Origin of the sequence: Lysinibacillus sp. NPDC056232, from assembly GCF_042267565.1 — a bacterium.
Lineage (GTDB): Bacteria > Bacillota > Bacilli > Bacillales_A > Planococcaceae > Lysinibacillus.
The window spans coordinates 1-16,013 of record NZ_JBHJTF010000019.1 but is presented as its reverse complement, the minus strand read 5'-3'; the positions used below and the strand labels follow the sequence as shown (position 1 = coordinate 16,013).

Annotated in this window: 14 protein-coding genes; 7 read left to right on the top strand and 7 right to left on the bottom strand. The window is 35.6% G+C overall.

Annotated elements, in window-relative coordinates:
- Positions 1–62 precede the first annotated feature (62 nt).
- From clpX to ACFCYJ_RS14765, 3 genes are all read right to left on the bottom strand, one after another.
- Positions 63–1,334 (bottom strand): ATP-dependent protease ATP-binding subunit ClpX, encoded by a 1,272-nt coding sequence (gene clpX / locus ACFCYJ_RS14775; RefSeq protein ID WP_376074701.1) that lies wholly within the window; start codon positions 1,332–1,334, stop codon positions 63–65.
- 798 nt (positions 1,335–2,132) lie between these two features.
- Positions 2,133–3,422, bottom strand: coding sequence for a trigger factor (gene tig / locus ACFCYJ_RS14770; protein ID WP_376074700.1), 1,290 nt, complete (start codon positions 3,420–3,422; stop codon positions 2,133–2,135).
- 111 nt (positions 3,423–3,533) lie between these two features.
- Positions 3,534–4,523, bottom strand: a complete 990-nt coding sequence (locus tag ACFCYJ_RS14765; RefSeq protein WP_376074699.1) for a hypothetical protein — start codon at positions 4,521–4,523, stop codon at positions 3,534–3,536.
- 529 nt (positions 4,524–5,052) lie between these two features.
- On the opposite strand from ACFCYJ_RS14765, the gene ACFCYJ_RS14760 reads away from it, so the two are divergent.
- The 6 genes from ACFCYJ_RS14760 to qoxD all read left to right on the top strand — a co-directional run bounded on the left by ACFCYJ_RS14760 (position 5,053) and on the right by qoxD (position 11,296).
- Positions 5,053–5,520 (top strand): hypothetical protein, encoded by a 468-nt coding sequence (locus tag ACFCYJ_RS14760; protein ID WP_376074698.1) that lies wholly within the window; start codon positions 5,053–5,055, stop codon positions 5,518–5,520.
- A gap of 322 nt (positions 5,521–5,842) precedes the next feature.
- Complete coding sequence (locus ACFCYJ_RS14755) at positions 5,843–6,685, top strand: DUF2785 domain-containing protein (RefSeq protein WP_376074697.1); 843 nt, start codon at positions 5,843–5,845, stop codon at positions 6,683–6,685.
- Positions 6,686–7,516: 831 nt separating this feature from the next.
- Complete coding sequence (qoxA, locus tag ACFCYJ_RS14750) at positions 7,517–8,440, top strand: cytochrome aa3 quinol oxidase subunit II (protein WP_376074696.1); 924 nt, start codon at positions 7,517–7,519, stop codon at positions 8,438–8,440.
- Positions 8,441–8,467: 27 nt separating this feature from the next.
- Positions 8,468–10,411, top strand: a complete 1,944-nt coding sequence (qoxB, locus tag ACFCYJ_RS14745) for a cytochrome aa3 quinol oxidase subunit I (protein WP_376074695.1) — start codon at positions 8,468–8,470, stop codon at positions 10,409–10,411.
- Between the two features lies 1 nt (position 10,412).
- Positions 10,413–11,012, top strand: coding sequence for a cytochrome aa3 quinol oxidase subunit III (qoxC, locus tag ACFCYJ_RS14740; RefSeq protein WP_370075462.1), 600 nt, complete (start codon positions 10,413–10,415; stop codon positions 11,010–11,012).
- Positions 11,012–11,296, top strand: a complete 285-nt coding sequence (qoxD, locus tag ACFCYJ_RS14735) for a cytochrome aa3 quinol oxidase subunit IV (protein ID WP_376074694.1) — start codon at positions 11,012–11,014, stop codon at positions 11,294–11,296. The genes qoxC and qoxD overlap by 1 nt, the downstream gene beginning before the upstream one ends.
- Positions 11,297–12,026: 730 nt before the next feature.
- On the opposite strand, the gene tsaA is transcribed toward qoxD, so the two are convergent.
- Positions 12,027–12,488: a tRNA (N6-threonylcarbamoyladenosine(37)-N6)-methyltransferase TrmO gene (gene tsaA / locus ACFCYJ_RS14730; RefSeq protein ID WP_376074693.1), complete on the bottom strand. Its 462-nt coding sequence runs from the start codon at positions 12,486–12,488 to the stop codon at positions 12,027–12,029.
- Between the two features lie 224 nt (positions 12,489–12,712).
- On the opposite strand from tsaA, the gene ACFCYJ_RS14725 reads away from it, so the two are divergent.
- Entirely contained in the window at positions 12,713–13,717 is a 1,005-nt protein-coding gene (locus tag ACFCYJ_RS14725) for a nucleoid-associated protein (protein WP_376074692.1), read from the top strand.
- Positions 13,718–13,981: 264 nt separating this feature from the next.
- On the opposite strand, the gene ACFCYJ_RS14720 is transcribed toward ACFCYJ_RS14725, so the two are convergent.
- The 3 genes from ACFCYJ_RS14720 to ACFCYJ_RS14710 form a co-directional block, all read right to left on the bottom strand.
- Entirely contained in the window at positions 13,982–14,254 is a 273-nt protein-coding gene (locus ACFCYJ_RS14720; protein WP_376074691.1) for a DinB family protein, read from the bottom strand.
- A 108-nt stretch (positions 14,255–14,362) separates the two neighbouring features.
- Positions 14,363–14,905, bottom strand: a complete 543-nt coding sequence (locus ACFCYJ_RS14715; RefSeq protein ID WP_376074690.1) for a TlpA family protein disulfide reductase — start codon at positions 14,903–14,905, stop codon at positions 14,363–14,365.
- A gap of 50 nt (positions 14,906–14,955) precedes the next feature.
- Positions 14,956–15,333 (bottom strand): hypothetical protein, encoded by a 378-nt coding sequence (locus tag ACFCYJ_RS14710; RefSeq protein ID WP_376074689.1) that lies wholly within the window; start codon positions 15,331–15,333, stop codon positions 14,956–14,958.
- Positions 15,334–16,013 lie beyond the last annotated feature (680 nt).

The following is a 16,013-nucleotide window of genomic DNA, read 5'->3' as shown; positions in this document are numbered from 1 at the left end:
GCACAATCGAAGTCAGCTAAATTACTCTTTATCTCATAACAATAGACAGCCACGTCTGTTCGTTATGCTGAAGTTTTTGTGTCGCTACCTTCATCGAGTTCAGTGCCATCTTCAAGAAGCAATTTCGGTTTTTCTTTATCCGTAATTGTTTTTGCCGTAATGATACATTTTTTCACGTCTTCACGTGAAGGTAGTTCGTACATTACATCAAGCATCGTTGACTCAATAATTGAACGAAGACCACGTGCACCTGTTTTTCGTTCAATTGCTTCTTTTGCAATTTCAGAAAGGGCACCTTCATCAAACTCAAGCTCAACACCATCTAGTTCGAGCATTTTTTGATATTGCTTAGCTAGTGCATTTTTGGGCTCCGTTAAAATTTGTACAAGCGCAGCCTCGTTTAATTGCTCTAGACTTGCAAGTACTGGTAATCGACCGATGAATTCTGGAATTAAGCCAAATTTCAATAAATCCTCTGGAATCAGCTTCGCCATAATTGAGCCTTCATCCACATCAATTTTGTTAGGATCTGAACCGAAACCAATTACTTTTTCACCTTGACGGCGCTTAATAATGGATTCTATTCCATCAAACGCTCCACCTACAATAAATAAGATGTTTGTAGTATCAATTTGTAAGAACTCTTGGTGAGGATGTTTACGGCCACCTTGTGGTGGGACACTTGCAACTGTACCTTCTAAAATTTTAAGAAGTGCTTGTTGTACACCTTCACCAGATACATCACGTGTAATAGATGGATTTTCAGATTTACGTGCAACTTTATCGATTTCATCAATATAGATGATCCCTTTTTCAGCACGTTCGATATCGTAATCTGCCGATTGAATTAATTTTAATAAGATATTTTCAACGTCCTCACCAACATAGCCAGCTTCAGTGAGTGAAGTTGCATCTGCAATAGCAAAAGGAACGTTTAATATACGCGCCAATGTTTGGGCCAATAAAGTTTTACCGCTACCAGTTGGGCCGATTAACACAATGTTCGATTTCGCTAATTCTACATCATCAATTTTACTATTTGTATTAATGCGTTTGTAGTGATTGTAAACCGCAACAGCTAAAGCTTTTTTAGCACGATCTTGTCCTATTACATACTCGTCTAAAATCGTTAAGATTTCTTTTGGTTTCGGAATATCTTGGAATTCGATTTCTTCTTCAACGCCCAGTTCCTCTACAACGATTTCTGAACAAAGTTCGATACATTCATCACAAATATAAACACCAGGACCCGCAACTAGTTTACGTACCTGTTCTTGTGGCTTCCCACAGAATGAGCATTTTAAATTGCCTTTTTCATCATTAAATTTGAACAATATGTTTCACCCCTATTCAAGCAACAATCTTACAAGATTATTGAATCATTATCAAATAAATTGTCTGCATCCATTTACACCACGGCGTTTATGGTTCAAGATTTTTGACATTCATTGTACAAAAAACATGAATATTTACCGCAAAATCCGATAAATTCCAGCTTATCACCTAGCGTGTCGTTGATTTACGTTTAGACTTATACTAATGGCATACGTTTAACAAATGTAATCCACAACTTTTGGGATAAGCCTGAATCCCGCTAATCATACCTGTTATCTCCACATATGTGTAACTAACTGATTCTTCTGAAAGCTCCAGCGACCAGAGACCTTACGTTTAGTTAAGCTCCCTGCCCCTCGTCAGTTGGTATTGACTCGTGACTTTACTTTTTATATTCAGTAGTACAAGTTACAAATCCTTTTAAAATCTATTACATTCGCCAGAGGCTTAACTTCATTCAGAAGAGGATGTATTTCGTTGTTCCTCATTTGGAAGAATTGAGACTTCAATCAATTGACATCCGCCGGAAGCCTTATCTCTGCTGAATAAAGTCAAATTTTAGCATCGTGTGAAAAGTCAAACAATACTATGTATTAGAGAAATGTAAAGGCTTTGTCTATCCCCTCTTCAAAAAAGTTCTTCCTTTTGGAGGACCCTTTTACGGTGAAAGCAGTCGTAATTAACTAAACTAACCAACAGGGAATCCAGCTACACCTAAACACAAAATATGTGATAAAACAAGGCACGGTTTAATGCCGTACCTTGTTTTCATTTTTCTATCCAGTTACAAAAAAATCTTATTCAGTAATTTTAGCGTTTTCTACTAAAAATTCAACTGTTTTTTGAATTTTAATGTCGTTTTCAAGAACTGTTGTGCCACCTAAAGCACCAGTAATTTGCTCTTTTGTCATGTTAAATTGAGCAGCCATTTTTTCTAATTCAGCTTCGATATCAGCTTCAGTTGCTTCAACTTTTTCAGCTTCAGCAATTGCTTCAAGTGTTAAAGATACACGTACACGGCTTTCTGCTTCTTCTTTCATTTGTCCACGTAAATCTTCTTCTGATTGACCTGAGAATTGATAGTAAAGGTCTAAGTTCATACCTTGTGTTTGTAAACGTTGACCAAATTCTTGTAACATACGATCAGTTTCAGAGTTAATCATACCAGCAGGTACTTCAAATTCTGCACTCTCAGCAGCTTTTTCTACTAATTCATCACGAAGTGCTGCATCTGATTCTGCTTGTTTTTGTTCAGCAGTTTGCTCTTTGATTTTAGCGCGTAAAGCTTCAACACCCTCAACTTCTGGGTCTAATTCTTTAGCGAATTCGTCGTTTAATTCTGGAAGAACTTTTGTTTTAACTTCTTTTACAGTTACTTTGAAAGTAGCTTCTTTACCAGCTAATTCAGCTGCATGGTATTCTTCTGGGAAAGTAACAACTACGTCTTTAGATTCACCATTTTTAATACCTACAATTTGCTCTTCAAAGCCAGGGATGAATGAGCCTGAACCGATTTCTAGTGGATAGTCTTCACCTTTACCACCTTCAAATGCTTCTTCACCTACGAAACCTTCAAAGTCGATAACAGCTGTATCACCTTCTACGATTGCTTCGTCTTCTTTAATTTCAAGCTCTGCTTTACGAGCTAATTGGTCTTGAATTTGTGTTTCTACTTCTTCATCAGTAACTTCTACTGGAAGTTTCGTAACTTCTAAACCTTTGTACTCACCAAGTTTTGGCTCTGGTTTCACTGTTACTTGAGCAGTAAATGTGAAATCTTTACCATGTGTGAAGTTTTCTGTACCAGAAATTTCTGGGTAATCAACTGGCATAATACCAGCTTCATCGATCGCTTTCGAATAAGATTCAGGAACGATGATTTCTAATGCATCTTGGTATAAAGATTCGATACCAAAGCGTTGTTCAAACATATTACGAGGCATTTTTCCTTTACGGAAACCTGGTACGTTAATTTGTTTTACAACTTTTTTGAACGCTTGGTCCATTGCTGCGTCTACTTCTGCAGCAGGTACTTCGATTGTAAGAGTACCGATATTACCTTCTTGTTTTTCCCATTTTGCTGACATGTATAAATACCTCCAAATAAATGATCAAGTTTATTGTTAGACAATTCATTCGTAACTACGATTTTGACAACCATTTTAGTATAACATAGATGCGTATAGTTTCAACTTATTTCACACTTCATGTAGTTCCGTTAGTTTTTCTAACATTTGTAAAAAGTCAATGATTTCATAGTCCATTTCCTGTACTTTTCCGAGCATAGATTGTACAAAGTCTATATAACTATAAGCAATATCATCGGCTTCATACGGGCGCCATTCAAACGGATACGTCACAATGGCATGCTTCGCCATTAAATATTGTACCATTTCTAACGTCGATGGGTCTTGCTCTAATTTATTTTCGATTATATTTTTTACTTCCCTATACTGAGGCAACTGATTTGGTAAGACTAAATTGTTAGGGTTAATAATTTTTGTTCCATTAAATTTTGAAACAGTAATCTCAATTGACACTTCTTGTTCCACTAAAAGGATTAATGCTAAGCTCTGAACAAATGGATGAATTGTTGGACATTCAATAATAGCTTTCAATGCTGTCTTTAATTGTCTTACATTCGTATCCATTAAGCGATGCAGCCGAATTGATTGTTCGTTTGGCGTTAATGCACTAAATTTCGAAAGTTCATATTCTTGCTCTTCTAACAATCGTTTTGCATCCTCTTTTTTTTGGAGATTCCTAGAAACCTCTTGATTCAAGCTTCTTAAGCGTTCAAATTTCTCAAGCTGATCTTCCGGAAGTACGTTTTCTTCAATTAATGTCGAAATTAACGACTCTACTTGATGATATTCCTTTAACTGCATACACACAGTAACATACAGTTCCATTACTTCCACATACAATGTCGTACCCATAGCAAACAATTGCTCACAAACATTTTTAACTTTATCGTATGTTTTTAATTCATATAAAGCATACGCGTAGGTACTTAATGCAATTTCATCTCCATCCTCATATAAAAATGCTTTTTCAAAGCTGGCCACAGCCTCTTCATATTGATAATTTTCCGCATACATATGTCCTTCACGTATTAATGTCTGAACAGCACCAGGAAAAACAACAATATTGTCATGTTTTATAACATGTCGTTTTCGCTTTGTCATTTTTCTCACCTCAACTTTTTTACTTATTAGTTCCTATATGAATTATCACCCTATCATGTGGTTGATTTTTGTATTTGACCGAGGGCTATACCAGGAATTTCGATAGGTTACTGGCGGTTGGCCACAAAAGTGTTATCACAGAACTCGGTGCGTTCCTCTACTGACTCTCACCAGGATCTTATCTATAACGCTCCCCCTCATTTACTCCAATCAACCTCATTTGATGGTATTCGGTTTTAACAAATGTCATTTTAACTTTCAACAATGACAAGATAAATTTCTCCCTGATTATTTTTCGCTTTAGCATTTCATATTTTGTAATAAATTGTATTATAATTAATAATATCTTTCATTTATTACTGTTTACAGGCATTCAGCTAACGGCTAACTTACTTGCATCGGTAAAAACCCCACGTCATGTGGCATTACCGAAATGACCGACATTCAAGCCTAAGCACAAAGCTGATTCCGGACGCAATTATGCCGTGGCATAATTGATGGAAAAAGTTCTTCACAAGGAGTGGAATACATGCAATTAATAAATACAGTTAGTGAATTTGGTAGTAGCATCTCTCCTATGTTTGAGGCACTATCAATTAAAGTTGTTTCGTTTTCTACAGCGGACAATCCCCATCACAAGGATTACCCGATTGAATTTGAAATACTCACACGGACAAAGATTGATTTATACACGCAAGAAGCAATTACACATATTATAAGTATCCAAGGTTACATTCCTGGCTCCATTTCAATTGGACACCAACATGAGTCACTTTTTATTATTCCCCAAAGTGTACACATTGAATGCAACTATAAACTTCTAAGTATCGACAAAAAAGATATGCAACGAATCTTACAGCACTCTCAACCGAATCTTCATTATAGTGAATGGCTAATCGACGCCATTAAAAATGCAAATATTCTTGTAGAATTAAAAACCAATCAAAATACCTTTACTGAATGGCCGCTCGGTATAAAATCAGCTCTAATATCATAACTAAGACGAGACATACTTAAATAGGTATGTCTTTTATTGTGTGCTCCTTTTAAGTCTTTCCCATTTTTGTTGCTTGTCTATCATATCAACTTTCTCTTGATTCTGGAATTCCCATTGCGAATATACTTCTATATCACTAGAAAACTTCACTAATCAACAAATTTACCGTTGAAGCATTATAATAAAAAGACCTAGTTCCTATAAGCATCTTTACTATGTCTCTGCATTGTAATTAAAGTAATATCAAAGCTAGTGATCCTCAAGGAACACTTTAAAAAGAATGCTCTTATAGAGAATTAACTTAACATCGGGGGAATTATATATGAATATCAAAAATACATTACAATCATTTTCAACCATGACACCTTCAGCACGACAAGATTTTATGTTACAAAAGGGTGATTGGTTGTTACAAGAAATGTTAACGCACATTGGTTCACCAGATGCCGAATTACGAGATAAATTAGTTTATCGAACTTTTATTGATATACTTAGCGACAATTTATTGAGCACTGAACAGCTACAATATTTATTTGATACTGCAATTAGTGACGATTTTTTATATTTAAACATAGGTGAAGAAATGACAGATAGTGTCTTCACACGTTCGTTTTCTGCTTTACTTGTAGCAAGTATTCTTGCAAAAGATGCTGAACAACTGATTTTAAATGAAGATCATCTACAAATTTTCTTTCAAAAAATCGGTCGCTTTTTATTATTGGAAAAAGATACAAGAGGTTATGTTCAAGATAAAGGTTGGGCGCATAGCATTGCACATGGTGCAGATCTAGCAGCAATGACGATTAAACATCCTAAATTTGATTTACAGCATGCGCCTTTAATCTTGCACGCATTGAAACTTGTTACTTGGAAAGATATTGTCTTTGTCAACGATGAGGAGGAACGCTTAGTTAACATAATTGAAGCGTTACTAGCTCGTGACTACTCCGAGGAAGCATTAATAGAATTTGTCGAACAGGTATTTGATAAATTTGAAATGCATTTAGTGACACAAGGCTATAACGAAGCCTTTTTTAGCGGACGTACATGTACATTAAATTTAATGAAAACATTGTATTTTGCCTTAAAGATGCATAACCTAGCCCCAAAACTTCAAAATACTATCTATGGACAAGTCGCAAAATGGCTAAAACTAGGCGCATAAAATGTCTGGCGTAATCCGCCGAATAAAGATAAATTCCACTTTCTCTCTGCTTCGAACATTTATTTTCGTCCACATACCAAATTTAGCAAACTAAGGATTCCCTTAGTTTGCATTTTTTACTTTCCTGGTAAAACATCGAGAATGAAATAAATGGAAGTTAATAATTATATTAACATAATTTATATTCGTTTCCGAAATACTTCTTTCCAATCATCCCTGACATTGAGAGTTTATCCTGATATATCCACAATTCTACTTTTCGTGTAGTCATCTTTTTTTAAAACGCAACAAAAAAGCATTCAACACCTTAACACAACGGCGATTTTATTACAAAATGACGTCTAAAATGTGAAATGACATTTTCACACAAAAAACAGTTTACATAGTTAAAGATGAGAAACTCAGTGTTTTCAACGTTCTAACAGTGTTTATTTTATTAAACACAAAAATACTAATATTGAAATAACGATTTTTGTTCAAAAAATGTTCATATTCTCCCCCAGTTTACTATTAAAAATATAAAAAAATAATTTTTTTCTTTAAAACAGGGCGTATAATCCTATATGCAAACAATGACATTTGTGTCGATCGATTATGACACATTGTTTAAAAATCGATTACACAGATTAATAATTTTGCGAACGCTTGCACTAGACCAGTCAAATACTAGATTCAATGTTTCATAATGAACCATGTCATTGTAAGTATTTCTGATCATTTGATTGGTACAACAATTAAAAGAGGTGACCGTATTACCCACTATTTATAATTTCGAATCTATGTAAAACAAATGAAATTTATGAATAGCCGTTTTATAGAAAGGAGTCAAACATGAAGAAAAAGTTAAGTTTAATGTTTATTGCATTTGGTGCGCTTGCAGTTCTTTCTGGCTGTGAACCCCTAACAATCTTTGATCCAAAAGGGCCGAATGCCAAAACATTATCAGACACAATTATTTTATCCATTATTACAATGGCCTTTATATTACTAGTCGTGTACGTGCTTTTAGCATTTATGTTAACAAAATACCGTGCTTCAAAAACACCTGCCGATTATGAGCCTCCTCACGAAGAGGGTAGTCATCTACTTGAAATTACGTGGACAGTTATCCCTATTATCATAGTGGCATTCTTAGCAATTGTTACTGTAAGAACAACAAGTACAGTAGAGGCAACACCAGAAGGTTATGACAATAAAGAGCCACTTGTTATTTACGCATCATCTTCTAACTGGAAATGGCATTTTAGCTATCCAGAGCAAGGTATTGAAACTGTAAACTATGTAAATATTCCAACTGACCGTCCAATCGAGTTCAAACTTTACTCTTTCGGACCAATCACAAGTTTCTGGATTCCGCAATTAGCTGGTCAAAAATACGCGATGAGTGACATGTTAACAACTATTCACCTTGCCGCAGATGAGGTTGGTTCATTCATGGGCCGTAACTCTAACTTTAGCGGTCGCGGATTTGCTGAAATGGAATTTGAAGCGCAATCTATGACACAAGAAGACTTCGACAAATGGGCTACTGATGTAAAAACAAAAGAAAAACCATTAACAGAAGAAAAATTTGATGAACTATTAAAAGCAGAACACGTTGGTCGTTCAAGCTATTCATCTACACACTTAGAATTTAGTCCAGCTCCAATGGAACACAGTGAACACATGAAAATGGGAGACATGGATCATAGTGATATGGACCATGGGGATCATTCTGATTCACAAGAAAATTCTGAAGCAACACATTCACATTAATTTTTAAACCCGAAAGGAGCGCATCCAATGAGTATGGAAGAAGTATTCCATCCTATGCAAGAACCGATGATTTTAGCGGCAGCTATTAGTATCGTAGTTGGAGCAGTGGTAATTGTAGCTGGCCTTACGTATTTCAAAAAATGGGGCTATTTCTACAAAAACTGGCTATCAACTGTTGACCATAAAAAAATCGGTATTATGTATATCGCTACAGCACTTTTGATGCTATTCCGCGGCGGTATCGATGCATTGTTAATGCGTGCACAAACGGCAGTTCCTGATAACGGACTTCTTGATGCACAACACTATAATGAGATTTTCACAACACACGGTTTATTAATGATTTTATTCATGGCTATGCCATTCGTAATTGGTTTAATGAACATCGTTATCCCACTGCAAATTGGTGCACGTGACGTTGCCTTCCCACGTCTAAATGCAGTCAGCTTCTGGTTATTTGCAGCTGGTTGTGGTTTATTAAACCTATCATTTATCATCGGTGGTTCACCTGATGCTGGTTGGACAGCTTACTTCCCACTATCTGGGACAGAATTTAGTCCAACTGTTGGGAACAACTACTATTCTTTAGCTTTACAATTATCAGGGATTGGTACGTTAATGACTGGTGTTAACTTCATCGCAACAATCATTAAAATGCGTGCACCTGGTATGACATTAATGAAAATGCCAATGTTCACTTGGTCAATTTTAATTACAAACATTATTATCGTATTTGCATTCCCAGTTTTAACTGTAGCACTTGCATTAATGATGTTAGACCGTCAATTCGGTACACAATTCTTTGCCATGCAAAATGGCGGTATGGATATGCTTTGGGCCAACCTATTCTGGGTTTGGGGACATCCTGAGGTTTATATCGTTATCCTACCTGCTTTCGGTATTTTCTCTGAAATCATTGCGACATTTGCACGTAAAAACTTATACGGCTATAAATCAATGGTTATGAGTATGGTCGTTATTTCGTTACTATCATTCTTAGTATGGGCCCACCACTTCTATACAATGGGTCACGGTGTAATGGTAAACAGCGTATTCTCTATTACAACAATGGCAATCGCTGTTCCGACAGGGGTTAAAATATTTAACTGGTTGCTCACAATGAGACACGGTAAAATTCAATTTACAACTCCTATGCTTTATGCTCTTGGCTTTATTCCTATCTTCACAATTGGTGGGGTTACAGGGGTAATGCTTGCAATGGCAAGTGCTGACTATCAATATCATAATACGATGTTCTTAGTTGCCCACTTCCACTATGTATTAATTCCAGGTACAGTATTTGGTGTACTTGCAGGTTACCACTACTGGTGGCCAAAAATGTTCGGTTTCCGTTTAAATGAAAAACTAGGTAAAACTGCTTTCTGGTTTATCGCAATTTGCTTTAACGTAACATTCTTCCCTCTATTCATTTTAGGTTTAGATGGTTACGCTCGTCGTATGTACACTTACTCTGAGTCTACTGGCTACGGTCCATTGAACATGCTATCGTTCATCGGTGGTCTTGGTCTTGCTGTCGGCTTTGCGTTAATCGTATATAACATTTATTACAGCTGGAAACATATGCCTCGTAATGAAAAAGCAGATGTTTGGGATGGCCGTACATTAGAATGGGCTACTCATTCTCCAGTACCAGAATATAACTTTGCAGTAGTTCCAACTGTTACACGTTTAGATGAATTCTGGTTCGCGAAAAAAGAAGGTCGCGATATTACAGCAGGTAAAATTGAAAAAATTCACATGCCTAACAACACTGGCACACCATTCTGGATGAGTGGATTCTTCTTCCTTGCAGCATTCTTCGCTGTATTTAATCTATGGATTCCAGCCATCATTAGTATGATTGGTGTATTCGGCTTTATGATTCACCGTTCATTTGAAAAAGATCATGGTCGATACATTTCAGTTGAAGAAGTTATGGCAACTGAGAAAAGCTTGAGAGGTGATAAATAATATGAAAATCGATTCTTCACTTCCATTAGAATATAGTACAGAAGAAAATCGCCTGAAAATTTTCGGTTTCTGGATTTTCCTTGGCGCCGAAATCGTATTATTCGCCACACTATTTACAGTGTATTTCACACTTCAAACACGTACTGGTAGTGGCCCAAATGGCGCTGAGATTTTCGAATTAACACCAGTATTATGGGAAACATTCTTATTATTAACAAGTAGTTTCACAATTGGTCTTGGTGTTCATGCAATGCGTATTGGCAATAAAAAAGCGATGATGGCATTTTTCATCATCACACTTCTATTAGGTCTTGGCTTCTTAGGCATTGAGATTGATGAATTTATCACATATGTTGATGAAGGTGCAACAATTACAACAAGTGCATTCTTATCGGCATTAATGACTTTACTTGGTACGCACGGTGCCCACGTAACATTCGGTTTCTTCTGGGGCGTTGCAATTTTAATCCAAGTAGCTAGCCGTGGTTTAAACCCACAAACGGCTAACAAAGCGTTTATCTTCTCACTGTACTGGCACTTCCTAGACGTTGTTTGGATTTTCATCTTCAGCTTCGTCTACTTGAAAGGACTGATTAGCTGATGAAGGAATTATTCCCAAAACAACATGTGATGGGCTTCGGCTTCTCACTATTACTAACAGTTGTAGCTTTATCTGTCGTAAAATTTGATATGTCACTTAACATGGCATTTGGTGTTTTACTAGTGACTGCTCTTGCACAAGCAACTGTACAATTAGTATTATTCATGCACATCGGTGAATCTGAAGATAAGAAAACGTTATATACAACGATTTTATATTCAGTATTCGTAGGTGTTGTCACAATCATTGGTACATTATTCGCAATGATCTGGGGCTATAATTGATAAACAGAGCCGAGAAAATGATATCATTTTCTCGGCTCTTTCTTTTTGTCATACTTTTTTTCAACGCCAAAAGCACATCCAAAAATACCACCCCTTCTAATGTCTTGCCCCCCCACGTACTTATTTACAAACATAGCACGCACTGAACTGTTAAAAGTTTGATAGCTATCTCATTTTTTGAAGACCGCCAATTTACAAAAGGCTTTTTAGGTTCAGCATGTTCACCTATAACAAACTACTAGCTAATATAGTCCCTTGCTACAACACAAAACCATTAGAATCCTCTATTCAATACACTAATGATCTCTTATTGTTTTAGCACCATTGCGATTTTATTTCGGAATAACTAAAAAAAGGAATATATGGGCGTAATTCAACTTTTTATATCATGAATAAAATGAAATTGCTTACCCTTCAATTATTATTCAAGAACCACTTTTCTTGCGACTTAGGATAAGTAGGAAGGCTTATAAACAGAGGCATAGGTTGGGCATTTACTATTATTTTAATATTGAACTAGTATTATTTTAAAAATAACGAAACTTTTCCTTTTATAGTAATGTATACTAATAGATATTGTTTTTACCAAGAATAGGAGATGAAAGAATGAACAAGTTTTTTAAAGTTTTAAGTGTTGGAGCACTAGCATTGACACTAGCAGCTTGTATATGTAGATTTAAAAACATAATGATTACTCCTTCGTGAATTAAAATTCTTTTGTGTACATAGACTAGTCCCAATAATTCTTCATTAAATCAGTTGCCCAAATTGGCTGTTTTATTTCGTCTTTTGGTAAAAACTCTTTCATGACAGGTTTTATATCAATGATTGGTGTTCCATCAATAGCATCTAAGCCTTTGACGATTAATGTTCTATCCTTTAATTCTAGTAATTCTACAACAGTTACCCCTATTTTATTAGGTCTATTTTTACCTCTCTGTGCAAAAATACCGACTTCCGGATAGTCCGTATTATTTCTTGGATGTCTCGCTTCATATTGGATTTTTTCAACTGCAACTTTGTCAAAATAAAAAATGATTTCTAAATGAGAAAAATCATCAATCCCCTTTAAAGATGATTCATACATATCTTTTGTCAATTCAATAGTAGAAATGACGCCACCCCAATTGTCGTCTTCAATCATTTTTCGACTGTTGCTCACTACAGCTATTGGTTTAATGTTATAGATCATATTAACGCCTCTTCCCCTCGTGAAATTCTTCATGTACATTTCCGTTTAATTCCAGTATGCTTCAGCTACCGCCGATGATATAGCAAATATGCCAAGGAAAATTAAAACACATGCTTTCACTGTTCCTTTTTGTTTTATAATTCCTAAAAATTAAATACATGAAAATGTTGTGAGGATTATGATATGGTATATTATCTACAATGCTATTTTAGAAGGTGAAAAACATGCTAGAAGTAAGTGAAAGTAAATTAACGCAATACGTTATACATTTTATTGACGATACACTCGTGTTAGGTGAGGAATCATTATCACAGCCAGAGGTCATGTTAGAGGCAGCTTTTACACAGCTAGCGTTTAGCAAAATTGATTTGGAGCAGCAATTCGAATTTTTTCATGAAACAGATATTGGGTTAAATGAAGTGCACACATATGTGAGGGCAATTTTTGATCAGGAGAATAGTTTCCTTGAACAATCAACCAACATTGCTAAACACTTACATAGTGTATCTCAACATCCTAACATTAAAAGTGGCGAATTGTTTATTGGATTATTTGACAATTGTTTTTTATCTACAGAAGCTAAAAAAATAATCGCCATCGTTAAAATTGATGAGAAAGAAATGTTTTTAGATGTAAAAAACGACCAAAACAAAATGGTTATTAACGGAATCGATGGCATTAATGTAAAGAAAGTCAATAACATGGCCATTATCGTAGATATGGGAACGGAACAGGCACCTGCTGTCTTTATGAAAACGAAAAGGAAAGAAGATATTATCTACTGGCAAGAACGATTTTTAAAGATTAAAGCTGCAGATGAACATTATTATAAAACGAATTTAGCGTTAACAGAATGCAAAAAATATATTTTAAAAGAAGAAAGCTATACAAATACTGAAAAGCTAGGTCTTTTAAATAGAACGCTTGATTATTTTAGAAATGAAGATGAATTTCAAGTAAATGATTATATTGATACGGTATTTGAAAATGCGGAGCCAACACAAAAAGATATTATTATCAATTCGGTAAAACCTTATGAAACCGTTATTTCTGAGAGCGCACTTGAAAAGGCTGAGAAAAAATATAAACGTAAAATCAAACTCGATTCCAATATTGAGATCCAGGTAAACGTACAGGATATCGAGCAAGTAGATGAACTAATTGAAGTAGGTTACGATGAATCTACAAATCGAAAGTTTTATAAGATTTATTTCCAGGAAGAACTATAATTAAATGTATGGGAATGAGACTCTCCTAGTTTAGGGGAAGTCTCTTTTTTTCCACATCACCATAACGTGTGGTTGATTTCAGTTGAGCGGGGCAACAGGTGTGTTTGTGCGAAAGCGGAGTGCTAACAGAGCAGACAGAGACAGGGTGTTAGTCACGAGGACGTTGTTGCTTTTATCCTTCGTTCTCTTCCCTCGCTTCGTTACAGGGTCTCCCAGTCTCCAATCCTATCAATTTATATGGCATACAAACAAATGTCATCCAAATCATTTGGTGATGTCCCTTTTTTTGTAATTTATTTCTTTATACAACCGAGTTGGAACAGAATAATCTTTAGTTGGCGCATCAAATGTTAAACTTGTATTCGAAGTAATAATGCGAATTGCAGTAACCATATGCCAAGCAACACGTCCTAAAGTCCAATTTTCAGACGTTATTTCCTGCTTAAGTGATTCATCAGTTAGAGTATTCAATAACTTCTGTGTACAATTGGCTTCGAACTCCCAAGACTTAAAAAAACCATTTAAAGTCTGATACATAATAATATCCCCTCTTTTCTTGCATAGTTATTTAATAATTCCACCTATCAAATTATGCCTCGGCATAATCGCGTCCGGAATCGGAAAGGGAGCTGTGCGTTTACAGATTTAGTAGAGTTTATCAATATAATCATTTAATTCTTTTTGATTGATCGATCCCTTTATCGTGTACTTTAATATACCTTTAGAATCAAAAATAAAAGTTGTTGGATAAGCCATTATTCCAAATGATTTTTGAAGTGTACCATCTAAATCAAGAAATATAGGGAAATTCAAATTGTATGTATCTTGAAATTCCATAGCATTTTCACTACTATCATGAGAAGTCGCATTAATCGCTAACAGCTCAACATTTTCAGATTTATTATTATAAAAATCCCTTAATTCCGAAGCTTCTTCTTGACAAGGCCCACACCAAGATGCCCAAAAGTTAACGATTAGGACTTTTCCATTGTATTCTTTAAATGTTGTTGTTGATTCGTCTAATCGTGTTAACTTTGCATCAAAAACTAGCTGTTTTGTTCCATCTTCATTTTCTACTATTGGGTTAACTGTTGCTTCTTTTAGGAATACATTTTTCACAACAATTCCAGCAAGTAATATGATTAACAAAGCTGAGAAACATAAACCTAAACGCTTCTTAATCTGCATAAACGATCACCTAAATTACCCCTTTAAAAATCAATTTTTCTCAAACGTTCCTAGATTGAATTTTGATAAGCTATTATTAATTTTTCTTTGGCTTTCTGACCAGCTAATCCTGTTTTTAATAATTCATCCGATAATTGATGATCTAAAGTTTTTGTAAATTGTTTTAATAGGTTATCTACTAAAATATCGGGCATCTCGCCTGTGCTTTGATCTGTATCGGGTCCTTTTGGTAATTTGGTTTCTTTTATCATTACTCTTTCACCATTCAATTTGGTTACATAATGGCGAATATAACCATCTTCTTTTTTAATTTCATATTTTGCTTTGCTCTGTTTATTTTTATCTAAAAATAAATCTGGAGATAGTCTATTTAGTTCATCTTTTTTAATTGTATTTACGTAATTATTATTTGTAGATTGGATTATCATTCTATTGACCTCTTTCATTCGCTTTTTAATTTTCCATTATATAAGATTGGATCATCACCATAACATGTGGTTGATTTCTGTTCCGACTGTGCACTTTCCTAGGGGGCGCCCGATGAGCACTTGAGCCAACAAATGTTTTTTGCGCGAAAGCGAAGCGGCAGCGGCAAGTGTTTTCTGCGCGAAAGCGAAGCGGCTCCGATTTTGATCACGAAGGAGCGTTATCACAGGACCTGATGCTTTTAGCCTTCGTTCTCCTATGCGCTCGCTTCAGGGTCTCGGGCCTTGCGCGAAAGCGTTGTGCTAACGTAGCGGCAGCAGCACGATGTTGGAAGGCGTTATCACAGGATGTGATAGTTTTAGCCTTCGTTCCTCTATTACTGATCCCCAAGGAGTCGCCCGGTCTCCACTCCAATCAACAAATAGCACCCACAACTTTTAGTGACTAACCAGTTAATTACCATTTTAGCCAATTTTATTAATTCAGTCTACTCTCTATAGAACGTAGTATCTATCCCCCTTTTATTCAATACAATCTGGCAAGATGACATTTTTTCAGCTGTGAAAAATTTTTCTAACAAATCAGTACTGACTACTCCCACAGCTAAAGCAGTGGGGTTCTTATGTACTTAAGAGAAGCGTTACAAAGCTCTCCACAGATGGTGTTGCCATGTCCTGTGTAC